The following is a 23,926-nucleotide window of genomic DNA, read 5'->3' as shown; positions in this document are numbered from 1 at the left end:
CCGACCCCTTTCGAACCGTCGGCGTCGGCCGACACGGTTGTTTCCTGTGACGTTGTCCCCGATAGTTTCACCTATGGCCGACAGGTTGGCGCTGGTTATCGGGTGCGAATGTGATCACTTTCAGCGGCTCGGGTTCACCTCGGAGCTCGCGGGTTCGTTGTCCGCGGCTCTGAGCACGGCAGGCCGATGGCTGCCCGTCGAGGACGGGCCGGTACTGGATCCGACAATCGGCGAACTCAAGCGCGACGTGAAGGCGGCCTTCCGGCGCGCGGACGAGGCGGGCGCGACGCTGCTGATCGCGTTCATCGGCCACGGATTCACCATGAACGAGGACGACTTCTATCTGCTCGCAAGCGATTCGGCGCAGCCGCTGGACTCCGATGTCGGCCTTCATCTGGTCAACGTGGTAGCCGAGCAATTGAGCCAGACTCGATCGCTGGACGGGCTGGTCGTGCTGGTCGACGCATGCGAGGCGGGAACCGGAGCACTCGGTGCGGGTAGCCGGTGGGTCAAGGTTCTGGAGAAGGCCGCCGGGCGGATGGAACTGCTCGTCGCCTCCGACCACGGCAATGCCTACGACGGATGCTTCACCCGCACGCTGCTGCGAACGTTCCAAACCGGGCTGAAGAACAGCGGCACCAATCTGCTGTGTGCTGATCTGACACCCGAACTCAATGCCGCATGCGAATGGCAGACGCCCCGGCATCTGTCCTTCAACGGCACCCAGGTTCGCCGCGGTGACCTCGGGCTGTGGCTGGTGCCGAACCGCGCACGCCTGAACGATGCCGTAATCGGTAGGCCCGCAGCCGGTTTGGTCGACCATCTGGTCCGTACCGTATCGGCGACGATCGCGGTTCAGGAAACCCTTGTCGCGATGGTGGAATCCGCGGGCGACCGGCTGCAGGCCCTGGTCGGTCCTGCCGGAGCGGGGAAGTCGACGATCATGTCGCTGCTCATCCGCCCCGGTCTGACCGGCGCGCTGGATTCGCTGACCTCGGAGTTCGTGTCGGCGGCTATCTTCCTCGACGTGGCGAGCACCGTCGAGACGGTGATCGCCGAGTTGACGGCGCAGTTGCAGGAACGGTACGGCGATGAATTCCGCGCCGCGCAGCGGTCGGTGCAAGAGGAGCTGACCGACTACGACCGTTTCAGCGCATTCGAAATCGGAGTCGTACGACCGCTGTCGCGACTGAGAATGCCGGGTCGCCGCATTCGCATCCTGATCGACGGACTCGATCAGCCGGAAACCGGCAACCGGGACGGCCTCATCGCAGCGGTGTCCACGCTGACGACCGACGACAGGCTCAACCATGTCCGTGTCGTCGTCGGTATCCGTTCCGGCACCGGAGTCGAGGCTCGGCCTGAGCTCGCGCACGCGCGGGTATTCCCGGTCCAACCGCCATCGCTCTCGGAAGTTCTGCGCGAACTGGCGATCGCCGACCGGGGTGTGCCGTCGGATCTGGATCGGGCACTCGCGGAACAGGCCGCCGAGGTCGGCGGCGGCGGATGGCTGATCCCCCGGCTCATCGCCGAAGTCGACTGGTCACTCGACCGGGCGCCTGGCGCGGTGGATCTGGGCTTCCTGGTGGCGCAACGCTTCCGAACCGCCGCTCGGCGTTCTGTGCACGCGACCACCGTAGGCCGGATGGTCGCCTTGCTCGCGGCGGTCGGGCCCGGTCCGGTCGCACCGCTTCGGCTGATCTCCGATGCGCTCAACCGGCTGGGACCGCCCGTATCGCAGCCGCAGTTGCGCGACATCGTGGTCGACCTCGGCATTTTGGTGGCGCGGGGGCATCCCGGTCAGGAAGACGAGCAGGTAGGTCTCGCGCATTCGACCTTCATCGAGCCGCTGGTGCGGGCCGCCGCCACCGCGCCGGAGCCTACGGTTCTGCTCGATGCGCATCAGGTTCTCGTTTCCGCGCTGACGGACTTGACCGGGTCCGATATCGACGCCTACGCGCATACGGCGGCGCCGCGACATTTCCTCGCGAGTGGAAATGCCTCCCGCGCAGTGGAATTCCTCGATCAGAGCGATGCGAGGCGGCGGGCGATCGACAATCGCACCTCCTGGGCAGGCTGGCTGGTGGCGTTCGAAGAGGCGCTGCCGCCGACGGATACCCAGCTACTGGCCGCCCGCGCTCGGCTTGCCCGCTGGACCGGCGACGCGGGTGATCCGCATGCGGCGAGGGATATGTTCGCCGCGCTCGTCGAGGATTGCACGCGCATATTCGGCCCGGATCACGGCGAAACGCTCAAGTGGCGAGTGCAACTCGCGAACTGGGTGGCGCAGACGGGAGATAGCGAACGTGCGGTGTCGATGCTGACCGACCTGCTGCCGTTGCAGCTGGCCCTCTCGGAACCGGAACATCCCGATGTACTCCGAATTCGGGCGGACCTCGCTTTCCATATCGGCCAGACCGGAGATATCGTCGGGGCGCGTGATCGATACACCGCGCTCCTGCCCGTCTTGGAGCGTGTCCTCGGCGCCACCCAGGATGACGTGTTGCGGGTGCGCGATCAGTACGCGCGGTGGATCGGTGAGTCCGGTGACCCTGCCGCCGCACATCGGCTCTGCGCCGAACTGGTCCCGATCTGCATCCGGGAGTTGGGTGCCGAACATTCGGACACATTGTGGGCCATGGGCAATCTGGCATGGTGGACCGGAGAGGCAGGAGAGATCGAGCCCGCCGTCCAGCTGCACCGTGAGGTGCTCTCGCTTCGCGAAAGGGTCTCCGGCACAGAACATCCCGCGACGCTGGTGGCCAAGGGCAACCTGGCCTACTGGTGTGGCCGGGGCGGCGACTTCGCTGTCGCCAGGGATCTGTTCGGCGAACTGCTCGAAGTGCGCGTGCGCATCTTCGGCGATGCGAACTACGAGACCCTCCTCGCTCGGGAGAACCTCGCCACCTGGACCGGCCGCACCGGTGACGCCGCGGCAGCCCGCGATCGTTATGCCGAGCTGCTGGCCGTCCAGCGCAATGTCCTCGGGGCGGACCATCCGAGCACGTTGGAGACCCTCGATCAACTCGCCGCCTGGACAGACGCCGCGACATCGAGCGCAGGCGCGGGCGCACCCGGCTCGGACGAATGACGTCACTGTCACCGGGTAACGGGTCGGTTCGCGATAGTGCGTCCAATCCCCCGGCCCGGGCGAACGCCGAATGCCGGTCAGTCGGATTGTCGTACGCGTGTACTATTCGCCCGGATAACCCCCCACGCGGGAGCTCGGGCACGGCCGGGCCGAGAGGGCGGGCCCGAAGCTCCGCCGACCGCCCGAACCTGTCCGGGTAATGCCGGCGTAGGGAGCGAGTTGCGGCATGGCTGCGTCGACCGTGGAAAGTACCGGGCACGAGGCCCCGCTCACACTGGATCAACCGGCGCCGAAGGTGCTGTCGTTCTGGGATCAGAGTGCGTTCTGGGCGAATCTGGGTGTGAGCCTGTTCGCGTTCTCGGGGGCGTACACGGTGTTGGCGCCGAATGCGGAGGGCGCGGCGCAGATCTCGATTGCCGCGGGCATTCTCGCGATGATCATCGGAACCGTGGTCGGCGGGCTGATGCTGGGGTTGGCGGCGGTGCCGGGATCGAGGACCGGTAAGCCCGCGATGATGCTGCTGCGCGGTCTGTTCGGCGCGAAGTTGAGTTATGTGCCGACCGTGCTCAATATCGCGCAGCTGATCGGGTGGGGCACCTTCGAGTTGATCGTCATCGGGAATGCCGCCGAGGAGTTGTTCGAAGGCGGTCCGCACTGGCTGTATGTGGTGGTCGCGGGCGTGCTCACCACGGTGTTGACGATCTGGCCGCTGGGCTCGGTGCGGATGCTGCGCCGGTTCGTGACGGTGGGTGTCGCGATCGCGCTGATCTGGTTCTACATCCAGTTCTTCCGCGCGGGACTGCCGGATCTGACCACGAATCCCGGCCCGGAGGGTAATGGCCCGTTCGGTGTCGACTGGAGTCTGTTCTGGATCGCCACGGACGCGGCGCTGGCGGTGTCGATTTCCTGGGTGCCGGTGGCCGCCGACTACACCCGGCACTCCCGGAGTACCCGCGCGGCATTCGGCGCGGCCAGTGGGGCCTACGCGATCACCCAGATCGTGGCCTACATCCTGGGTCTGTTCGCGTTGGCGCTGGCCACCGGTGACGGAACATACGGGCCGTTTCTGAGCGTCACCCTGGGCGGGGTGTTCTTCTTCATCCTGGTGCTGCGCGAGGCCGATCAGTCCTTCGCCAATGTCTACTCCACCGCTGTCTCGATCCAGAACCTGGCGCCGCGCATCGACCGCCGCATCCTCTGCATCGGGCTCGGCGTCTTGATCACCCTGCTCGCGCTGCGCCTGCGGATGGACGACTACTTCGGCTTCCTCGGCCTGATCGGCTCGGTCTTCGTACCGCTGCTCGGCGTCCTGGTCGCCGACTTCTTCCTCCGCGCCAAGGGCGAGTGGAATACCGCGGCGGACGCACCGTCACGCTGGGGCATGATCCTCGCCTGGCTGGTGGGACTCTCGGTCTACCAGCTGATCAATCCCGGCGACGCGGGCGTCTGGACCGACTTCTGGGTGCACGTGCAGGAGTGGCTGCATTTCACCAAGCAGCCGTGGATGAGCGCGTCGCTGCTGTCCTTCCTTGCCGCGGTGGCGATGGCCTGGGCAGTCGGCCGGATCTCGACCGCGCGAACGGTGGCTGCGTAGCCGAGCAGGCTCCCTGAACTGCACTTCGGTACGACCCGCAACGGTAAGCCGAGCCTCCCGATCGCCACCCGATTCGAGCGAAAGTTCTACGACTCCAAGGAGGATCGGCTCTTCCTCGATCTCCAGCGGATGCTGACGGAAATGGAGGTCGACCGGTCCCCCAGCCTCGAGCTGATCCTGCTGCACGAATGTGGTGGCATTACCAAGGTCCACATCACCCGTGACCGCATCCGTATGGCCGAGCCGACCGGGTGGCGTGAGGTGGACGAGATCGAACATTGGTTCTGCGGGTGCTCGCTCGAGTCGCAAGTCGACCGCCGAGCCGACGAGTTCGACTCCGACTGACAAGGATTCGGTACTGGTCTAGCCTAATAACTCCAGCTATCGGCGCGCTAGCTGCCGTTCTCCGCACGCAACTCGCGTACCAGGTCGAGGAACTTCTGGTGCAATTCCCGGTAATCGGTCGAATAGACCGCGCCTGCTTGGAAGATCACCTCTGCTTCGCCCAATCTGCCTAGCCTGAGCAGGCATTCGCCGCTGCTGAAGTTGGCTGCTTCACCCTCCGGGAACAACCGCAGCGAGTGCTGGAAATCGTCCAGCGCGGATTGGAAGTTACCCAGATTCATATGGCTGAACGCCCGGTTGTCGATGGCCTCGTAGAAGAGTGGAAACAGCTCAACAGCACTGGTGTACTCGGCAATGGCTTCCTGGTGTCGTTGCTGATCGTTCAACACGCCACCAGCCGCAAAGTGTGAGTTGGCTTGTGCGACAACAGTATCAAGATCCTGTCCGGTTACCTCGAGATATCGCCTGAAGTCGAGCCGCTTCAGATACTCATGGAACCCGACGAGGTCCTGCGGCGTCACCGGACAGGTGCAGAGCACCTCCCACCCATTTTGAAATGCCTGGGCGCTCATCGGTGTGTGATAGGCGAGTACCTCCAGTGACCCGAGCGTCGCCGCCGTGGGACGTTCGGCGGTCGGCCGGTACATCATGCAATGGAGCGTTTGGCGCTCATCCGGCCACCTGTCGACTGCCAGTACTTTGACCGCAGCCCACTCGTCTGAATTCCTGCGTCCAACGAGCACGTCCCCCACCTGCACATCCGCCTCCACATAGCTCACGCTCAACCCTGTCGGATTATCTACCCATCAGCGCGATTGGTAGTCAATGGGTGGACTCGGGTCCGCGCTCGGGCGCGGCCTGTAGTTCGGGCGCGGCGGCGGCCAGCAATGCGTCGCGGTCGCGGCTCAACGGAGGATAGATACGCCGGGTGTTGATGGCGCGCTTGGTGTCCTTGGCCGCCTCCCCGCACGCGACCACGCGGCGGTCCCAGCCCTCGGTATACACCGCGCCGGCCGGTCCCAGATCGAGAACCGTGACATACCAAGGGATCCGCAATGGCTTCACGGGCTCGCCCAGAAGATCGCCGATGACGTTGTATCCCGCCCATCGGCCCATCGGGCGGCTGTGCTGGCAAGACATCACCGACATATGCTCGTCGTCCATTTTCGCGGCGGCGACGTCACCGGCGGCGAATACCCCGGGCACACCGCAGACCCGCAGATAATCGTCGACGGGGAGTCGACCCAGCCGGTCACGGTCGACCCCGAAATCTGCGGTCAGCGGGTTGGCCCGCATGCCGGCACACCAGACGACGGTGGCGGCGGTCACCACTTCACCCGAGGAGAGCGTCACGCTGCGCTCGTCGATGGCGACGACCCCGACGCCCAGCCTGGTCTCGATCCCGGCGTAGGCCAGTGCCGCCTCGATGACCGGTCGCGCCGATGCGCCCATGTCCGAGCCAACGAACGGGTTGCGGTCGATCAGGATGACCCGCGGTGCGACGGCACGCGCGGCAAAGGCGTCGGCGAGCATCGCGGGCAGTTCAGTCGCCTCTTCGATCCCCGTCAAACCTGCCCCGACGACGACTACCGTCGCGGCCGCCGGGTCGGCGGGGCCCTCGGCAAGCCGGCGCAGGTGGGCTTGCAGTCTGGTCGCCGCGTCATGGGTGTCGATGTCGAAACTGAACTCCCGCAGGCCAGGAATATCGGGTTTGACCACCTGGCTGCCCACCGCGAGCACCAGCCGGTCGTAGCCGTGAGCGCCCGCGGTGGATTCCACGACCCGCGCCACAGCATCGATCGCCGTCACTTCGCCGATGATGTGCTTGATTCCGACCGGATCAAGAAGAGCGCTCAGCGGGATACGGGACGGGCTCAGATCGGTCTCATAGTCGCGCACGCGGATGTCGTGGTACGGCGTGGAACTGATCATCGTGACTTCGACGGTTCCGTCCGCCACACCGAGTTCGTCGAGCCGCCGGGCCGCCGCGAGCGCCGCCCACAGACCCGCAAACCCGGACCCGAGAACAACGACACGCGAAGGATCGGTCACCGCAGCGCGCTGCACATCGTCATTTTAATCCTCCAGCCGGACTCGTGATCGTTCGATGCTGCTGGTCGGGCGCTGGAAGTGGGGTGGTCACCGCGTGATCAGGTTGTGTCTGTTTGGGGCACAACTGCATTGGCGGTGGCCGTGTTCGGCGGCATAGCCGTTGACCGGTGACGGGAACAGTTCGATGGGTTCACCGGCATGAGCGGGGCTCGGTTCGGGCGGGTGGAGACCCGCCCGAACCGAGGGAAGGATGCTGAGTTTCGCCACCAAGCCCGCCCTGGCCGAACGATTGATCATCGATGTGCTCTCTACGCCGACACCAGCGTCGCGCCCGACGCTGCCACTACCAGAACCGATCCCGACTCACACCGTGAGTACGAAGCCGGGCTGGAATGCCAGGGGTCGCCGTGGTATCGGCCGAATTTCGGGCCGATATAGCGTAGTGAGCTGGTAGGGAACGGTTTTCGCGTTCGTGATTCGGTGGGCGAGAGCCTGCTGACAACCGGCCGTGATATCGACGATTCAGGAGAGTACGGAATCGAGAGCTGCGGCGAGGTCGTCGTAGCTGTCGATGGTGATCTCAGTGTCGTTGACAAATAAGGTGGGGTGCCCTGTACGCCCAGGGCCAGGCCTTCGTCGAAGTCGGCGAACATGCGCCGATACATCTGCTCGAACCGGCCCTGCGCGGCGGCCGCCTCGACGGCACGGGCGGCGCGCTCGGCGTTGAAATGCCCGGGCAGGGGGAAGTACCGCACTACGAAACCGACCCGGTCGCGGTACTGCTCGCGCAGCCGTTCCATGACCGGGAACATCGCCCGGCAGCCTTCGCACTCGAAGTCCAAGAACTCCACCAGCGTCACCCGCCCGTCGGCCGCGGTGGAGAGCCGGTGGCTGTCCGGGCGCACCACCGCAGGCTCGGCGGCCGACGCGCTCCCGCGACCGGTGCCGCCGTCGCGGGCGGCGGTGAACAGCAGCGCGGCGACGACCACCGCGACGACGGTGGTCACGATCCGCGCCCGCCGAGAGATGGTAAGGGCCGCAGCGGTCATCGGTTTACATTCCGGGCGAAAAGGACGAATCGGCTATCGGCCAGCACGGCGGACACGCTACCGCCCCGACAACAATAATCCAATATTCCATGAATACAGATTAATATGTACTATCTGACGTATGGAGACCTTGCCGGTACTGCACACCGATGCCCTGGCCCGGTTCGGGCACGCGCTGTCGGATTCGACCCGCACCCAGATCCTGTTGAGCCTGCGCGCGAGGCCCGCGTATCCGTCGGAGATGGCCGACCGGATCGGGGTCTCGCGCCAGATCCTGTCCAATCACCTGGCCTGCCTGCGGGGCTGCGGGCTGGTGGTGGCGGTGCCGGAGGGGCGGCGCAGCCGCTACGAGCTCGCCGACTCCCGGATCGCGGCTGCGCTGGGGGACCTGCTGGGACTTGTGCTGGCCGTGGATCCGGCGTGCTGCCCGGACGCGGCGACCCAGGACTGCTGCTGAGGGCACCCCGCCGAAACCAGCCACGACGACACGAGAGCGAGGCAGACGATGAGCGAAGCGTGCTGCGGCACCGACGATCACGACACCGCCGCCGAGCAGCCGCACCGATTGTGGCAGGTACGGGAACTGCAACTGGCCGCTGCCGCGGGCCTCGCACTGGCGGCCGGATTCGCCGCTGGCTGGTCGGGAGCGGAGATGGCCGCGACGGTGCTGTCCCTGGCCGCCGCGGCGATCGGTGGTGCGACGTTCGTGCCGGGAACGCTGCGGGCGCTGTGGCGGCGACGGATCGGCGTGGGCACACTGATGACGATCGCACTGGTCGGGGCGCTGGCCCTGGGCCAGTTCGCCGAGGCAGCGATGCTGGCGTTCCTGTTCTCCATCAGTGAAGCCCTCGAAGACTACTCCCTCGCACGCACCCGCCAAGGGTTGCGGGCGCTGCTCGCCCTGGTTCCCGATCGGGTGTGGGTGCTACGCGCCGACGGCGAAGCCGTCGTCGCGCCGGCCGAATTGCGGGTCGGGGACCGGATGCTGGTGCGCGCCGGCGACCGCATCGCCAGCGACGGTATCGTGCGCGAGGGGCGTTCGAGTTTGGACACCGCCGCGGTGACCGGGGAGTCGATTCCGGTGGAGGTCGGTCCCGGCGATGCGGTGTTCGCCGGATCGATCAACGCTCACGGCGCCCTGACGATCGAAGCGACCGCGAGTGTCGCGGACAACTCTCTGGCCAAGATCGTGCGGGTGGTCGAGGATGCCCAGCAGCGCAAAGGTTCCCGCCAGCGGCTGGCCGACCGGCTGGCCCGGCCGTTGGTGCCCGCGGTCATGGTGCTCGCCACCGCGATCGCCGGGGTCGGCGCGATCCTCGGCGATCCCGGGGTGTGGATCGAGCGTGCCCTGGTGGTATTGGTCGCCGCCGCCCCGTGCGCGCTGGCCATCTCGGTCCCGGTCACCGTCATCGCCGCGGTCGGCGCCGCCACCCGCCTCGGAGTTCTGGTCAAGGGCGGCGCCGCACTCGAGACGCTCGGCACGGTACGCACAGTCGCCCTCGACAAAACCGGCACTTTGACCCGCAACCAGCCCACTGTCGTAGAAATCGTGTCGGCCCCCGGGCACACCCGCGAGCAGGTCCACTCTGTCGCCGCCGCCCTCGAAGCCCGCAGCGAACACCCCCTCGCCGCCGCCATCCTGGCCGCCGCACCCGTTCCGGTCGCGACTGCGGAGGATGTCATCACTGTGCCCGGCGCGGGTATCGAAGGCGCCGTCGACGCGCGGGTGGCCCGGCTCGGCAAACCCGGCTGGATCACGCCCGGTGCCCTTTCGGGCGATGTCGACCGGCTTCAGGACGCGGGGGTCACCGTCGCCGTCGTCGAGCACGACCACGCCGTGATCGGGGTAATCGGCATCCGTGACGAACTGCGCCCCGAGGCCGCCGAGACCGTCGCCGCGCTGCGGGCCGCTGGGGTGCGGGTGGCGATGCTGACCGGCGACAACGCCCGCACCGCCAGCGCGCTGGCCGCCCGAGTCGGTATCGACGATGTGCACGCCGGACTGCTGCCCACCGACAAGGCCGACCACATCACCAGACTGCGCGGCGAGCGCTCCGGCACCGTCGCCATGGTCGGCGACGGTATCAACGACGCCCCCGCCCTGGCGACCGCCGATATCGGAATCGCCATGGGCGCCATGGGAACCGACGTCGCCATCGAAACCGCCGACATCGCCCTCATGGGCCACGACCTGCGCCACCTACCCCAAGCCGTGGCGCACGCCCGCCGCGCCCGCAGGATCATGCTGCAGAACATGGGACTGTCCGCCGCCATCGTCGTGTCGCTGGTGCCACTCGCGGCCACCGGTCTCCTCGGGCTGGCCACGGTCGTGTTCATCCACGAACTCGCCGAAGTGTTCGTCATCGCCAACGGCGTGCGCGCCGCCCGCCTACGGCCACTGCCCGGCGCACCCACACCCCAACCCGTCAGCACCGTCCCGGCCACCCCAACCGCACAGTCCGAACCGGCGCCCACCCCTGCCTGCGCCTGCTGCCTACCCTCGGTCACCCCCGCACCTGTCTCTGAGTCGCGTGCCAACCTGCTCACACTCAGACCCGCACCGATCACCGTCACATCCGCCCCGGCTGGCCACGCCAGCGACTGTTGCGACTGACCGACAGCCAACCACCGCCGAAAGGGGTGGCGGTCTGGCGCGAGCTCCGCAAGATCGGAGCGCTGTCGCTGGGGCAGGGCAGCTGGGCCGTGCCCGACGTCGCGCTGACCCCGACCACCGCCCGGGCGATCTTCACCAAGCCTTCCCCCCTGAACGATCGCATCCCGCGGCCTGTACCACAGGCCGCCCAGCCACCACCCCGCGTCGCCCAGCCGGGCCCTGGACTCGGTCTCCGACGACGAAATCGGCGCGGCCCTGGAATCTCTGGGGCCAAGAACGGTCAACACCTGGAACGCACGCCGCGCCGCCGTCGGCAGATGGCTTTCCTGGTGTCGTGAGCAACGCTGGGACGCCCCGCGGGTGCCGGTATCGGCGCGCGCTCGACCCCGGCCGGACTTCGACACGCCGGTGCGCTCGCGGACCGCGATCGACCGGCTCATCGCCCGCCGTGACATTCATCTGTGGGAGAAGACGCTGTGGCGGATGCTGTATGAAACCTGCGCTCGCGCAGAAGAACTGCCTCAGCTCAACATCGAGGACCTCGGCCTGGCGGGTCGCTGCGCCTGGGTGAAGCCCATGCGCGAACTGACCAGCCTCATCGGCCCTGGCGCTTCCGGCACCCACTGACCAGCGGCTCCGCCACATCCGCCCGAGAATCGGCCGATACTACGGCGACCCCTGCTAGTGCGGCGACGCCAGGGTGGCGAGGGCGGCGAGGGCGGCGTTCTGGAAGACAGGTGACAGGGTGCGGGGGGTGGCCTCGACGGTGCCGCGGATCCACTGCCTGCAGTACTCCTGTGCCGGTCCTATGCAGACGGCGTGTGCCAGTGGATAGTGGGATCGGCCGCCGGGGCGCGCGGTGCCGAGCAGGTCGGTGTAGTGGTGGTCCAGCGCTTCGAAGAATGTTTGATTGTGCGGTGCCAGATCGGGTTTCGCGAAGCGGGCGACCTCGTCGGGCAGGGTTGCGAAGAGGAATCGCGCCAAGTGCCGATGGTCCTCCACCCAGCCGAGATGCCCGTCGATCAGCGATCGGACGGCCTGTTCGGGCGCGTCGGCCGCGGTGATGCGGTTCAGGATGGCGCCCTGATAGTCGAGCATGCCCGCGACGTACACCGCGGCCGCGAGTTCGGCCTTGGATCCGAATGCGTGGAACATGCTACCGCTGGACAGGCCGAGCCGATCGCGGACACCGGCCATGGTGAATGCCGGATACCCTTTATCCAGTAGCTGATTCGTCGCCTCGGCCAGGATCCGGTCCCGGGTCGCCCCCGTCATCTAGGCGCCGAACTCGGTATCGATTCCCGATCGAACCGCGGCCAGTGCCTGCGCCCGGACCCGCTGCTTCGTCCCGAGGTGCGCCGCCATATCCACGCCCGCCAGCCGTTCGGCCTCGGCGGTGGCGCGCTCGGTGAGTTCGGCTTGGTCGGCGACCAAGATATCGAGGAATCCCAGGTCCCGGGCTTCGCGGGGCGCGAACAGTCCCCCGGTGTTCGCGGCCCGGTCGAAGCCGGGCGGGGTCAGCCGATGGCGCGCCACTTCGACCCCGTAGTGCGGAATGGTCAGGCCGATCGCGACCTCGTTGAGGCCGAGCTTGAAATCGCCGTCCACACCGAATCGCACGTCCGTAGCCAACAGCAGGAATGCGCCTTGCGCTATGGCATGTCCGGAGCAGGCGGCCACGACCGGATACGGAAAGCTGAGCAGCCTGTGCACGAGATTGCCACCCGCCCGTAGGGTTCGGACGATCTCCTCGGGGCCCCGGCCGAACATGGCGGTGTCGTATCCCGCCGAGAACAGTCGTGGGCGTCCGGTCAGCACGACGACAGCGCGATCAACCTCGGCCTGGTCCAGTGCCGCACCCAGTTCGCGGATCATGTCCTCGGACATCACATTTGCTTTGCCATCGTCCATGGTGACGGTGGCGACGGCGCCGTCGCGGCGGTAGGTGACGAGGTCGGTCACGGGATCCTCCAATGCTCTAGAGTACTGCTCTAGAGCTGCACTCTACATGCGGCGTTCGCACTCCGCCAGTGCCCACAGCAACACCGCGGCCAACTCGGCGTGCCGGCGCTGCGACACTTCGGCGGTGACGATGCCGCTGGACGCCTACCGCGTCACCGGCTCGCTGCGCCGTCCGCCGACCGCTTCCAGCCGCATCACAGCAGCGTCGCCCGTCGCCGACTGTCGGCAAACCCTCGGCATCGACCTGACCGGCCCTACCGGGGCTGCTCCGTGCGCTCCTTGCCTTGGCCGCTCGGCGCCTGCTCAACCCCGGAGGAATTCAGCCGGGACGGCGCTGGCACCCCAACGTCCAGGCCGGAATGCGCTCTGCCGGTTGTATTCCCGATTCGGACCTTCCGATCAGGGCGAGATTAACCGTCGCATTGGTGGACGAAGGGTCGCATTCTCGACATCTCGGTTGTGAGGGAAGGTGACGCATGGGCGGATTCGGGGTCGGGATCGAACTCGATGGCGACGGATACCATCCGGCGGCGTGGCGGCGTGCGGGGCAGGCGCCGGATCGGCTGCTGACCGCGGCGACGGTGCGGGCGCGGGTGGCCGCCGCGGAGAATGCCGGGTTCACCCTGGCGAGTTTCGCGGATTCGATCGTGCCGGGCGATGCGCCGCCCGGGCGGATCGACGCGGTGACACGGGCATCGTTCGTCGCGGCGACGACGAGCACGATCGGGCTGGTTCCGACGGTCGCGACCACCTACGCCGAACCGTTCCACACGGCCTCGCAGGTGGCGACACTGGACTTCGCGTCCCGTGGCCGCGCGGGCTGGATCGCCGAGCGGGTCGACGACGGGCGGGCCGCGGCGATGTGGGGTCGGCCGGTGGTTTCCGGGGATGCCGAACTCGCACGGGAGCAGCGTGATTCGATCGAGGTCGCGAGGCGTCTCTGGGATTCGTGGGAGGACGACGCGGTCATCAGAGACTACGCGAACGGATGGTTCCTGGACCGGAACCGGTTGCACTACATCGACTTCCGCGGCGACACCTTCGCGGTGAAAGGCCCGGCGATCGTACCTCGGCCACCGCAGGGACAGCCGGTGGTGTTCGGTATCGAGGGGGATGTCGACGTGCGGCTGCTGTACGCGACGACATTCGACGAGGTGGTCGCGGCCGCACGAGCGTCGGATACTCCACTCGCGTTCGCCGAGATCTCGGTCGCAGTGGATACGCCGGGTGTCACCGCGGCCGAACGACTCGCCGATCTGGAGGGGCATACCCCGGCGAATTCCACGGCAGGTCTGCGGTTTTCGGGATCCGCCGAGGAGCTGGTGGATCTGCTGACGCGGCTCGCCGCGCACGTCGACGGCGTCCGCCTGCATCCCGCGGTAATCGATGAGGACCTCCCGGTCCTGGCCCGCCGGGTCCTGCCCGCCCTGTTCCGTGCCGGGCTCGCGCACCGACCGGTGCCGGGATCGACGCTTGCGGGCGAATCTCGGGCTGGCCCGCCCCGCGAACCGCTACGCGGGCACGAACTGATCGACAGGAGAGACGCTATGACCGCCCATCCCATCGATGTGCCGCATCCGGACGCGCAGGTCCACTTCGGGATCTTCTTCCAGGGTGTCAACCACACGACGATCTGGTCGGATCCGACGAGTGGGTCGCAGATCGATTTCGAGACTTTCCGCAGGATCGTCACCACTGCCGAACGCGGCCTGTTCGACGCGTTCTTCCTCGGCGAGGGCCTGCGACTGCGCGAGCAGGACGGCAAGATCCTCGAACTCGATATCGCCGGCCGCCCCGATGCCATCGCGCAACTCGCCGCGCTGGCGGGCATCACCCGTCACATCGGTCTGGTCGCGACACAGAACACCACCTACAACGAGCCGGCCGATCTTGCCCGGCGTTTGAGCGGCCTCGACGTGCTTTCCGGTGGCCGCGCCGGGTGGAACGCGGTGACCACCGACAACGCCTGGACCGGTGAGAACTTCCGGCGCGGTGGCTATCTGGACCATGCGCACCGCTACGAGCGGGCCGCCGAATTCGTCGCGACGGTCCGCGAGATCTGGGATTCCTGGCGCGACAACGCCGCCGCGACCTCGCAGCGGAGTCCGACCTGGGCAGCACCGGACGCGGTGCGGCCGGTCGAACGCTTCGGCCCCCATATCCGAGCCACCATCACCCCGACGCTGCCCCGCAGCGCGCAAGGACATCCGGTGATCTTCCAGGCCGGAGATTCACCTTCCGGCCGGGACTTCGCCGCGACCCACGCCGACGTCATCTTCTCCAGGCACGGTACACATTTCGACGATGCGCTGGCCTTCGCCAACGATGTGCGCTCCCGGCTGCGCGCGGCAGGCAGGCCCGAGGACGACATCCGAATCCTGCCCGGCACCCAGATCGTGCTGGCGGAGAAGGAATCCGAGGTCGAGGAGAAGGTGCGCTGGGTCACGGAGAGTCAGTACACCGGGCAGACCGCGCTCTCGCTGGCCGGGCAGGTGTGGGGCCGTGATCTGTCCGACCTCGATCCCGATGGTCCACTCCCCCGGGAGGATCCGGAGCGGCGGCCCATTTCGGAGACCCCCGGCACAGACAGGATCCGGTATCGATTGCCCGCGAATGGCGGGCCCGCGCCGAAACCGAGAATTTGTCGCTGCGCCAGGTTGTCATCGCGACGACCGAGCGCTCCGGATTCGCGGGCACCCCGGCTCAGGTCGCGGACGAACTCGCGCGCTGGGTGCGTCACGGCGCGTCCGACGGGTTCAATATCTCGCCGTACCTGGTCCCGACCGGGCTGGACGAGATCGTCGAGTGGCTCGTCCCGGAACTTCAGGAGCGCGGCGTCTACCGGACCGAGTACACGGGCGCTACCTTGCGCGAGCATCTCGGTCTGCGTGAACCTCTCACCCACCGCGGCTGAATGACGTCTGCCGCCGGTCTATTCGGCGGCGGCTGCGGTATCCGTCGGGGCTTCGGGCGACGGCGAGGTGACCACATCGATGTCCGACTCCGGCTGCGATGTGGTCACCACGTCGATCTGTTCGCCGATGTAGCGGATCACCACCGCGATGATCGCTACCACCGGCACGGCGAGGAAGGCGCCCACGATCCCGTAGAGCGAGCCGCCCGCGGTCACGGACAGCAGCACGATCACCGCGTGCAGCTTCATGCTGCGGCTCTGCAGAACCGGTTGCAGCACATTACCTTCCAGTTGCTGCACCGCGATGATGATGCCCAGCACGATCAGCGCGGTGGTCAGCCCTTTGCCGACCAGCGCGACGAGAACGGCGAGCGCGCCCGCCACGAACGCACCGACCATCGGGATGAACCCGCCGATGAAGGTGATCACGACCAGCACTCCCGCCAGTGGCACACCCAGGATGACCAGCCCGGCGCCGATGAATACCGCGTCGATCAGGCTGACCAGGGCTTGGGTCCGGATGAACCCGCCGAGGGTGACCCAGACCCGACTCAGCACCTCCTCCAGATGCCGTCCACTCCGGCTGCCGAGCACCTGGTGCATCCAGGGCATGAAGCGCGGCCCGTCCTTGACGAAAAAGAAGGCGAGTACGAGCACCAGGAACAGCGTGATGAGCACCGAGGTCGCGGTGCTCACGCCGCTGAACACTCCGGTCGCGATCTGTTCGGCGCTGGACTGCAACCTGGTCACGATGGCGTCCACCGCCGATTGCAGCTGTTCGTCGCGGATCCGCAGCGGTGGCCCCTGCAACCAGCCCCGTACCTGGTTGACACCCGCCGTCGCCTTGTTGGCGAGTTCGGGCGACTGATCGACGACCGACGGCACGATCAGTGCGATCACGCCGGCCAGGAATCCGAGGAATCCGAGCACCGTGATCGTCGCCGCCGCCGCGGGCCGAAAGCCGTGTTCGGTCAGCCAGTGGGTCGGCGGATAGAGCACCGTCGCCACCACGATCGCCAACGCCACCGGCAGCAGCACCACCCACAGTTTGGCGGTGAGGAATCCGAGCACCCAGGCGCCCGCCGCGATCGCCACGATGCACAGCGCCCATTTGGCCAACCACAGAATCCCCGTGCCGATCACATCCCCGCGATCCGGCGTCGGCTGCCCGCCCGACTTGTCGTTGCTGGTTCCTTCACTCGGCCCGCTCACGCCGTCAGTCTTACATGGTCCTCGCCCGCGAGCAGGCATTGCCGAGCCATCGTCCGCCGGTGCGATCGCCCCGTCGGGCTGCGCCGCCTCGCCCCCGTTCACCGGGGTTTTCGCCGCTATTCGACCATCGCGTGGTAGGAATGGCCTGGTGAGCACCGATGACTCCGAAGCCGAACAGCTGATCGAACTGGCCACCAAAGTCTTCGATCTGGCCCGGCAGGGCGAGGCCGACGCGCTGGCCGGATACCTCGACGCCGGTGTGCCACCGAACCTCACCAACGACCGCGGCGACACGCTGCTCATGCTCGCCGCCTACCACGGCCACCGTGACGCCGTCGCGCTGCTGCTGGTGCGCGGCGCGGATCCCAACCGCGCCAACGACAAAGGCCAGACTCCCCTGGCCGGCGCGGTGTTCAAGGGCGAGGACGAGATCGTCGGTCTGCTGGTTACCGCGGGCGCCGACCCCGACGCGGGAACACCGTCCGCGCGTGAGGCGGCCACCATGTTCGGCAAGACCGAGCTGTTGGCCTCCTTCGACTCCTGATCGCAGGAATTTCTGCACCGCCTGCTGGGTTGGCGGTGAGGACACCGTGATCGGAAGGACAAGATGAGCGACTTCAATGCCAGTGTGATCGAGGAGTTCCGCGCCAACGACGGTCGCGTCGGCGGCCCGTTCGAGGGCCGCACCAATATGGTCCTGATCACCACGACCGGCGCCAAGTCGGGCCGTGCCATCACCAACCCGCTGGTTTTCCTGCCCGACGGTGACCGCATCGTGATCTTCGCGTCCCACGGCGGATCCGATAAGAATCCCGCCTGGTACTACAACCTGCGCGCCGATCCGGAGCTCACGGTCGAGGTCGGCACCGAGACCTATCGGGCGAAAGCGGAATTGGTCACCGGGCCGGAACGCGACGAGTTGTATGCGCGCATGGTCGAACTGATGCCGCAGTTCGGCGATTACGAGGTGAAGACGGACCGGCTGATCCCCGTCTTCGCGGTCTACCGCAGCCAGGCCTGAGCTGTTGCGCCGGGTGCGGGCAACCAGCGCCGCGCGCCCGGCGTGGATTCGCGAGGCGCGCTACCCGCGCTGCCGCACCGCCACGACGGCCTTGCGCGCCGCCACCAGCACCGGATCCCAGACCGGGGAAAAGGGCGGCGCGTAGCCGAGATCCAGCGCCGTCATCTGTTCGACGGTCATCCGGGCGGTGAGTGCGACCGCGGCGATATCCACGCGTTTGCCCGCACCCTCGCGCCCGACGATCTGGACACCCAGCAAACGTCCGGTGTGGCGTTCGGCGAGCATCTTGACCGTCATCGGCGCGGTGCCCGGGTAGTACCCGGAACGGCTCGTCGATTCGATGGTGACGGTGACGAACTGGAGCCCCATCGCGCGGGCTTCCTTCTCGCGCAGGCCGGTTCGCGCGACTTCCAGATCGCAGACCTTACTGACCGCGGTGCCGACGACCCCGGGGAAGGTGGCGTATCCCCCGCCGATGCCCGCGCCGATGATCTGGCCGTGCTTATTGGCGTGGGTTCCGAGTGCGATATGCCGCTCGCGCCCGGAAACCAGATCCAGCACCTCGACGCAATCGCCACCCGCCCAGATGTTCTCGTGGCCGCGCACCCGCATCGCCAGATCGGTGAGCAACCCGTCGTGCTCACCCAGCGGCAAACCCGCGGCCCTGGCAAGTGTGGTTTCCGGTTGCACTCCGATGCCGAGGACCACCACATCCGCCGGATATTCGGCGTCGGTGGTGACCACCGCGCGTACCCGCCCGGATTCGTCGGTGCGTATCTCGGTAACCTCCGCGTCGCAGACGATCTCGATGCCCATTCCGCACATGGCGGTGCGGACCTGTGCGCCCATATCCGGGTCGAGGGTGGACATCGGTTCGGTACCACGGTTGACGACGGTGACCTCGTAGCCGCGGTTGATCAGGGCCTCCGACATCTCGACGCCGATATAGCCCGCACCGACCACCACCGCGCGTTTACCCTCGGTGCGATCGAGGGTGTCGAGCAGGGCCTGGCCGTCGTCGAGGGTCTGCACTCCGTGCACGCCCGCCGCGTCGATACCGGGCAGTTGGGGGCGGATCGGACGGGCGCCGGTGGCCAGCACCAGTTTGTCGTAGGAGACCCAGGATTCGTCGCCGGATTCGAGATCCTTCGCCCGGACCCGGCGGCCGTCGATATCGAGTTCGAGCGCCTCGGTGCGCATGCGCAAATCGATGTCGCGGGCCCGATGCTCCTCCGGGGTGCGTGCGATCAAAGCATCCCTATCAGGCACATCGCCGCCGACCCAATACGGAATGCCGCACGCCGAGAACGAGGCGAAGCGACCCCGTTCGAAGACCACGATCTCCAATTCGTCCGCGCTCCGCATCCGGCGGGCCTGCGAGGCCGCCGACATGCCCGTGGCGTCCCCGCCGACGATCACCAGTCGCTCGGCCGCGCCCACTGTTCGCTCCGTCATACCGCCACGCTACGTCGCCCGGGAACCTCGCCCGCGCGCCCGGTCCCCGAGGGTGCACTGGCCGCGGACCCGATCCGACGCTCCTGGCATCCGCCGAGTTTCCACGTTGCGCTGCGGTTGACCCGGGTTTACTTCACACTGATCTTCTGGCAAACGCTGTGTGAGGGCAGCGTTTTCACCTGGGAGCGCGCATGACCGAAATCCAGCCCCAATCCGATGACGAACGCCGTCTCGCCGAACTCGGCTATAAACAGGAACTGGCCCGATCCTGGTCCGGATTCTCCAATTTCGCGATCAGTTTCACCATTGTCTCGATCCTGACCGGCGGGCTCGCCAGTTATGGCATCGGGCTGGCCAACGGCGGGCCCATCACCATGGCGTGGGGCTGGCCGCTGGTGTCGGTGATGGTGCTGTTCGTCGGTCTGGCGATGGCGGAATTGGCCTCGGCCTACCCGACTTCCGGTGGCCTCTACTGGTGGGCCTCGGAACTCGGCGGACCGATCTGGGGTTGGTTCACCGGATGGTTCAACCTGATCGGCCAGATCGCGGTGACCGCCGCGATCGATTATGGTGCCGCGATTTTCACCACCGTGGTGCTGAATGTGATCGGCATCGATATCGGAACCGACCGCACCGCAATATTTTCGGTATTCGCGGTCATCCTGGTGCTGCACGCGGTGCTGAATGCGATCGGCCCGCACCTGTCCGCGGTGATCAACAATATTTCGGCCTGGTGGCATGTCGGCGGCGTCGCGATCTTCGTGCTGGTACTCGGGATCGGCGCGGAACACCATCAGAGTGTCGGGTTCGTTTTCACCGAGACGGTCGACAACAGCGCGGTCGGCTTCGGCGGTGTCGCCTTCAGCTTCCTGCTCGGTCTGCTGCACGCGCAGTACACCTTCACCGGGTATGACGCGTCGGCGCACATGTCGGAGGAGACCCACGACGCCTCTCGGATGGCGGCCAAGGGCATCATCAACACCATTGTCGTATCGGCGATCGCGGGCTACCTGCTGATCATGGCGGTGACCTTCGCGATTCCCAACCTGGACGACGCGCTCGACCCCGAAAAGAACAGCGGCTACCCGGTGATCTACATCCTGGAGAACTCGCTGAATTCCTTCTGGTCCGGTCTGTTGCTGGTCATCGCCGCAATCGCCCAGTTGTTCTGCGGATACGCCTCGGTCACCTCCGCGTCCCGGATGCTGTTCGCATTCGCCCGCGACGGCGCGGTCCCGGGTTCGGCGCTGTGGTCCAAGCTTTCGGCGCGCAAGGTTCCGGTGAACGCCGTGCTGTTCATCTCGGTCTTCGCGTTCATCCTGCTGATCCCGTCGATGCTGGTGCCCGCCGCCAACGCGCCCACCGCCTACGCCGCGGCCACCTCGGTGGCGACCATCGGCCTGTATATCGCCTACGGCATTCCGATTCTGCTGCGCCAGTTGCACGGCACGCGATTCCGGACCGGCCCGTGGCAACTCGGGCGCTGGTACCGCCCGATCGGCGTCGTCGCCCTGCTGTGGATCGTGGCCATCAGCTTGCTGTTCATCCTGCCCACCGACGACCGCGGCTACCCCTGGAACGACGAATTCACCTGGACCACGGTCAATTACGCCCCGATCGCGCTGGTCGGCGTTGTCGGCGCGATCGCCATCTGGTGGTTCGTCTCCGCGCGCCGCTGGTTCACCGGTCCGAAGCGCAACGTTCCCGAACCGCCCGCCGCGGAAGCCCCGGTCAGAGCCTGACCCGAGTAAGCCTCCGATCCACCTGGATCGGAGGCACTACGGCGAGTGGCTTTCCCAACCGGTCAGTGCATCACCGCTGCTGAGTCGCCCAGCTTATCTCGCACGGTTGGCCATTACGATGAGCTGGTGTACTGGGATCCGCTACCCACTGTGCGAGCATCGGCATCGCTGAGGAATGCCGGCTGGGACGACGGCAGGCTGTTGGATCCCCCGGAAGATTATCTCCGCGGGATGTGGGAGAACCGGGATTGGCGTAACGTGCCCGGCCCGTTCTACGGCGCCCAGACCGACAACTGCTGGGCAGGTCGCCCGATCGCGCCCGACCACATCGTGTACGAAGACAGTTACGGCAGCGAGTTGGTGTTTCGTCAGCCACAGAACGCGTGGCAGACACAGTTGGTGCTGTCAGCGGCCTGGACAGACCCGTTCTTGTCGTATGCCTGTGATGGCGACGACCACTGGAACCTGGAACTGATACGCACATGGTGGGCCGAGCGCACGCAACTCCGAGCGTGGATTGATGCTGTCGAGAGCGGGTGGTCCGTCAGTCAAGACGCCCAGACCCGCGATGCCGCCAAGGGGCTGCGCGACTTCCGCGACTACTTGGACAACGGCCTTGAAACCCATCTGCGGGAATACGGATTCTGGCTCGAGAACCACCGACCTGCCCTGCCGGAGGAAACCCTACCTGACCTCGGTGACTGATCCCGATTGTCGAGCATCGCCTCAACCTCGAGGCGGGAATGCGTCACCGCTGTCGAAGTGGTCAGCGTATACCTCTGCGGGACTGCGGTATCGGTGGATCTTGTGGGGCGGGCCATGACGGCTCGGGCCGTGTGTGTCCGCGCATGATGTCGACGGCGAATTGCGCGTATTCGACGGCGATTTGTTGTTGAGAGACGGAGCCGCCCGGGTGGAACCACCGCGGCAGGGACGTGCACATGGTGGCGACAGCGCGGGCGGCTTCGCGTGGGTAGCGGGTGGTGAACTCGCCTGCCCGGATGCCGGCGGCAACTTGGTCATCGATCATTCGCTGAACGTCTATGCGCTGAGCAGCGACTCGGGAGCGGTTGGGTTCGTCGAGGCTGCGCATTTCGCTGGCCCCGATGAACGCGAGGTCACCACGGTACGCGTGGAACAGTGTGAGGGCTTCGACCATATTGGCAAATCGTTCGACCACGGTGACACCGTCGTCGCGGGCTGCCGGGATTCGCCAGTACAGATCGTCCATCCCGAGGTCGAATATGGCGACGAGTAGGTCTCGTTTACTGGGGTAGTAGTGGTAGATGCCGGCGACGCTCATACCGGCGTTGGCCGCGATACTTCTCATCGTCGCGCCGTGGTAGCCGGTCTGCAGAAGTGCTGCGATCGCCGCGTCGAGAGCAGGATCAAGTGTCAGGGGCTCGAAGGTGCGCCATGTCGGCCCGCTACCTGTCGACCGGGCGAGTGACGGGCCGGTGGCGTCGGCGGCTGATGGCGGCCGGGCGGCGAGGATGTCGACGGTGGCGACGCCGAGTTCGGCGGCGATCCGGTCGAGTCGGCCGACGGTCAGTGGTGTTTTGCCGTTCTCGATGGCACTGAGGGTTGCGGCGCTGACGCCGATATTGCGGGCCAGTTCGCGGAGCGAGACTCCAGCCGCCGTCCGAGCCCGGCGCACCAGATGACCCGCACCGGTGTCGCCGGGACCCTCGCTCACGATCGTATGTTCAGGCACACTGAACATGATACATCCCCCTTGCGCCGTCGTATTGCGGAAGTACCAGCGGATTGCTTGACATCCCCCCGAAGTGCAGTGACCATGGTCTCTACCTGAACGGCAACTTATCGAACGTACGGTGGATGTTCAGCTCACCTGGTACATGGAAGGATGCGTGATGGCCGAGACTCCGGCCCCGAGTGGTCTGCTGCTCGCCGATCGCGCGACCGCATCGGAGGTCGTCGGCCCGGCGGTCAACGCCGTGAGCGTCAGCGCGCCCGGCGCGTATGACTGGCGGTCCAGCCCTCTGCGCACAGGACTATCGCGATTAGACCTTCGCTACCATTCGCCGGTTCGCGCGCCACCGGCTTCGGAACGGCGGACACGTCGATCCAGTCCTCTGGCTTGCGGCGGGCCGCGGGTTGCCGGCGTCGTTCCTGGCGGGCAGGTAAATGCGATCCGTATGTTGCTGCCTCTTGCTATTACTGCTATCGCCGGAGGTGTCTCACACCAACTTGAATCAAGGATTGATCATGAATTCTCACGAAATAGATATCAACAGAGCCGGGTTTCATGCGGCTATGGAAGCCCTGATGATGGACGATCCCCACCCCGGTGATTACTTCGAAGACGCCAGTGATTACTTTCGGGATTGCCCATCACGATGGCTGCGGAGAGCGCTCTACGCGTATGAATGGGCAAAGCAGACCTACCTTACTCAGGATCCACGGCCGGGCGCCGCTCGTGAAGCTGTCCTACTTCATGAGGCTGGAGAGCTTCATAAGACTGGAGAGAAAGAAAGACGGACAGCGTGATGGCTGCGTGGAGTTGTTCGGTGTGTAACACCCGCATGTATGCGGAGTCCGACTACAGAAATGGTCATCATCGCGAGTGTGAGAATGGCATTGCCAAGCTGAATTCCGAAGATTTGGAAGCTCTGGCCCCGTGGCTCAATCCCCGCCCGTATCTCGATTCCCACCCGAGGGCAGAAATCGGGGGAGCCTAGGTCACGGCCCTGCGGCGCCAGTGGATGCCGAGCCGGTGGTAGCCGGACCGATCCTTGATGGATTCGACTCCAGGTGAGAGTGTGTGCCACTCTCGTCGTCCCGACAGTGGCGTCGGGTGGTTTACAACGGTGTGAACCTGGAGATGGCTCCGTTGGGGTGAAGCACGGAAGCC

The 23,926-nt window shown here is 66.4% G+C and carries 19 protein-coding genes, 3 pseudogenes and 1 riboswitch; of the genes and pseudogenes, 14 read left to right on the top strand and 8 right to left on the bottom strand.

Annotated elements, in window-relative coordinates; translation table 11 throughout:
* The first annotated feature begins 73 nt into the window (after nt 1-73).
* The 3 genes from AB0H61_RS28470 to AB0H61_RS28460 all read left to right on the top strand — a co-directional run bounded on the left by AB0H61_RS28470 (nt 74) and on the right by AB0H61_RS28460 (nt 5,030).
* Nucleotides 74-3,091 (top strand): tetratricopeptide repeat protein, encoded by a 3,018-nt coding sequence (locus AB0H61_RS28470; protein WP_357310385.1) that lies wholly within the window; start codon nt 74-76, stop codon nt 3,089-3,091.
* A 116-nt stretch (nt 3,092-3,207) separates the two neighbouring features.
* A riboswitch (TPP riboswitch) is annotated at nt 3,208-3,322 on the top strand.
* Complete coding sequence (locus AB0H61_RS28465) at nt 3,318-4,685, top strand: cytosine permease (protein ID WP_357310383.1); 1,368 nt, start codon at nt 3,318-3,320, stop codon at nt 4,683-4,685. Its footprint overlaps the riboswitch before it by 5 nt.
* A gap of 141 nt (nt 4,686-4,826) precedes the next feature.
* Complete coding sequence (locus AB0H61_RS28460; RefSeq protein ID WP_357310381.1) at nt 4,827-5,030, top strand: hypothetical protein; 204 nt, start codon at nt 4,827-4,829, stop codon at nt 5,028-5,030.
* A gap of 47 nt (nt 5,031-5,077) precedes the next feature.
* Here the strand turns inward: AB0H61_RS28460 and AB0H61_RS28455 are convergent, their stop codons facing one another.
* The 3 genes and pseudogenes from AB0H61_RS28455 to AB0H61_RS28445 form a co-directional block, all read right to left on the bottom strand.
* Complete coding sequence (locus tag AB0H61_RS28455; RefSeq protein ID WP_357310379.1) at nt 5,078-5,809, bottom strand: tetratricopeptide repeat protein; 732 nt, start codon at nt 5,807-5,809, stop codon at nt 5,078-5,080.
* 43 nt (nt 5,810-5,852) lie between these two features.
* The gene (locus tag AB0H61_RS28450; protein ID WP_357310499.1) at nt 5,853-7,082 is read right to left on the bottom strand and encodes an FAD-dependent oxidoreductase; all 1,230 of its coding nucleotides are present in this window, start codon (nt 7,080-7,082) and stop codon (nt 5,853-5,855) included.
* Between the two features lie 522 nt (nt 7,083-7,604).
* Nucleotides 7,605-8,131, bottom strand: a pseudogene (locus AB0H61_RS28445) (DsbA family protein).
* Between the two features lie 121 nt (nt 8,132-8,252).
* Between AB0H61_RS28445 and AB0H61_RS28440 the strand changes: the two are divergent.
* From AB0H61_RS28440 to AB0H61_RS28425, 4 genes are all read left to right on the top strand, one after another.
* Nucleotides 8,253-8,588 carry a metalloregulator ArsR/SmtB family transcription factor gene (locus AB0H61_RS28440; protein ID WP_357310377.1) on the top strand — a complete coding sequence of 112 codons (336 nt, stop codon included), beginning with the start codon at nt 8,253-8,255 and terminating at the stop codon, nt 8,586-8,588.
* 48 nt (nt 8,589-8,636) lie between these two features.
* Nucleotides 8,637-10,745, top strand: a complete 2,109-nt coding sequence (locus tag AB0H61_RS28435; RefSeq protein WP_357310375.1) for a heavy metal translocating P-type ATPase — start codon at nt 8,637-8,639, stop codon at nt 10,743-10,745.
* Between the two features lie 26 nt (nt 10,746-10,771).
* Nucleotides 10,772-11,083: a Chromate resistance protein ChrB gene (locus AB0H61_RS28430; RefSeq protein WP_357310497.1), complete on the top strand. Its 312-nt coding sequence runs from the start codon at nt 10,772-10,774 to the stop codon at nt 11,081-11,083.
* A 70-nt stretch (nt 11,084-11,153) separates the two neighbouring features.
* Entirely contained in the window at nt 11,154-11,372 is a 219-nt protein-coding gene (locus AB0H61_RS28425) for a hypothetical protein (RefSeq protein ID WP_357310373.1), read from the top strand.
* A 54-nt stretch (nt 11,373-11,426) separates the two neighbouring features.
* Here AB0H61_RS28425 and AB0H61_RS28420 read toward each other — a convergent pair whose 3' ends face one another.
* Both AB0H61_RS28420 and AB0H61_RS28415 read right to left on the bottom strand, forming a co-directional pair.
* Nucleotides 11,427-12,020 (bottom strand): TetR/AcrR family transcriptional regulator, encoded by a 594-nt coding sequence (locus AB0H61_RS28420; RefSeq protein WP_357310371.1) that lies wholly within the window; start codon nt 12,018-12,020, stop codon nt 11,427-11,429.
* Nucleotides 12,021-12,707, bottom strand: coding sequence for a crotonase/enoyl-CoA hydratase family protein (locus tag AB0H61_RS28415; protein WP_357310369.1), 687 nt, complete (start codon nt 12,705-12,707; stop codon nt 12,021-12,023).
* A gap of 476 nt (nt 12,708-13,183) precedes the next feature.
* Between AB0H61_RS28415 and AB0H61_RS28410 the strand changes: the two are divergent.
* Both AB0H61_RS28410 and AB0H61_RS28405 read left to right on the top strand, forming a co-directional pair.
* Nucleotides 13,184-14,237 (top strand): annotated as a pseudogene (locus tag AB0H61_RS28410) (LLM class flavin-dependent oxidoreductase).
* Between the two features lie 17 nt (nt 14,238-14,254).
* Nucleotides 14,255-15,621: pseudogene (locus AB0H61_RS28405) on the top strand (NtaA/DmoA family FMN-dependent monooxygenase).
* Between the two features lie 18 nt (nt 15,622-15,639).
* On the opposite strand, the gene AB0H61_RS28400 reads toward AB0H61_RS28405, so the two are convergent.
* Entirely contained in the window at nt 15,640-16,833 is a 1,194-nt protein-coding gene (locus AB0H61_RS28400; protein ID WP_357310367.1) for an AI-2E family transporter, read from the bottom strand.
* A gap of 148 nt (nt 16,834-16,981) precedes the next feature.
* Here AB0H61_RS28400 and AB0H61_RS28395 point away from each other — a divergent pair, with 148 nt between their 5' ends.
* A complete protein-coding gene (locus tag AB0H61_RS28395; RefSeq protein WP_357310365.1) occupies nt 16,982-17,377 on the top strand; it encodes an ankyrin repeat domain-containing protein in 396 nt (131 codons plus the stop codon).
* 63 nt (nt 17,378-17,440) lie between these two features.
* Entirely contained in the window at nt 17,441-17,854 is a 414-nt protein-coding gene (locus AB0H61_RS28390) for a nitroreductase family deazaflavin-dependent oxidoreductase (protein ID WP_357310363.1), read from the top strand.
* 60 nt (nt 17,855-17,914) lie between these two features.
* On the opposite strand, the gene AB0H61_RS28385 is transcribed toward AB0H61_RS28390, so the two are convergent.
* On the bottom strand, nt 17,915-19,309 hold the full coding sequence (locus tag AB0H61_RS28385; protein ID WP_357310361.1) for an FAD-dependent oxidoreductase: 1,395 nt from the start codon (nt 19,307-19,309) through the stop codon (nt 17,915-17,917).
* A gap of 191 nt (nt 19,310-19,500) precedes the next feature.
* Between AB0H61_RS28385 and AB0H61_RS28380 the strand changes: the two genes are divergently transcribed.
* Both AB0H61_RS28380 and AB0H61_RS28375 read left to right on the top strand, forming a co-directional pair.
* Nucleotides 19,501-21,051, top strand: coding sequence for an amino acid permease (locus tag AB0H61_RS28380; protein ID WP_357310359.1), 1,551 nt, complete (start codon nt 19,501-19,503; stop codon nt 21,049-21,051).
* Nucleotides 21,052-21,177: 126 nt separating this feature from the next.
* On the top strand, nt 21,178-21,756 hold the full coding sequence (locus AB0H61_RS28375) for a ferredoxin (protein WP_357310356.1): 579 nt from the start codon (nt 21,178-21,180) through the stop codon (nt 21,754-21,756).
* A gap of 61 nt (nt 21,757-21,817) precedes the next feature.
* Here the strand turns inward: AB0H61_RS28375 and AB0H61_RS28370 are convergent, their stop codons facing one another.
* Complete coding sequence (locus AB0H61_RS28370) at nt 21,818-22,765, bottom strand: TetR family transcriptional regulator (protein ID WP_357310354.1); 948 nt, start codon at nt 22,763-22,765, stop codon at nt 21,818-21,820.
* 515 nt (nt 22,766-23,280) lie between these two features.
* On the opposite strand from AB0H61_RS28370, the gene AB0H61_RS28365 reads away from it, so the two are divergent.
* Entirely contained in the window at nt 23,281-23,562 is a 282-nt protein-coding gene (locus AB0H61_RS28365; RefSeq protein ID WP_357310352.1) for a hypothetical protein, read from the top strand.
* Nucleotides 23,563-23,926 lie beyond the last annotated feature (364 nt).

It is taken from the genome of Nocardia sp. NPDC050710 (genome assembly GCF_040654375.1).
In the GTDB taxonomy this organism is placed as follows: domain Bacteria; phylum Actinomycetota; class Actinomycetes; order Mycobacteriales; family Mycobacteriaceae; genus Nocardia.
The sequence above is the reverse complement of the archived record's forward strand: the minus strand, read 5'-3'. Positions and strand labels throughout refer to the sequence as shown.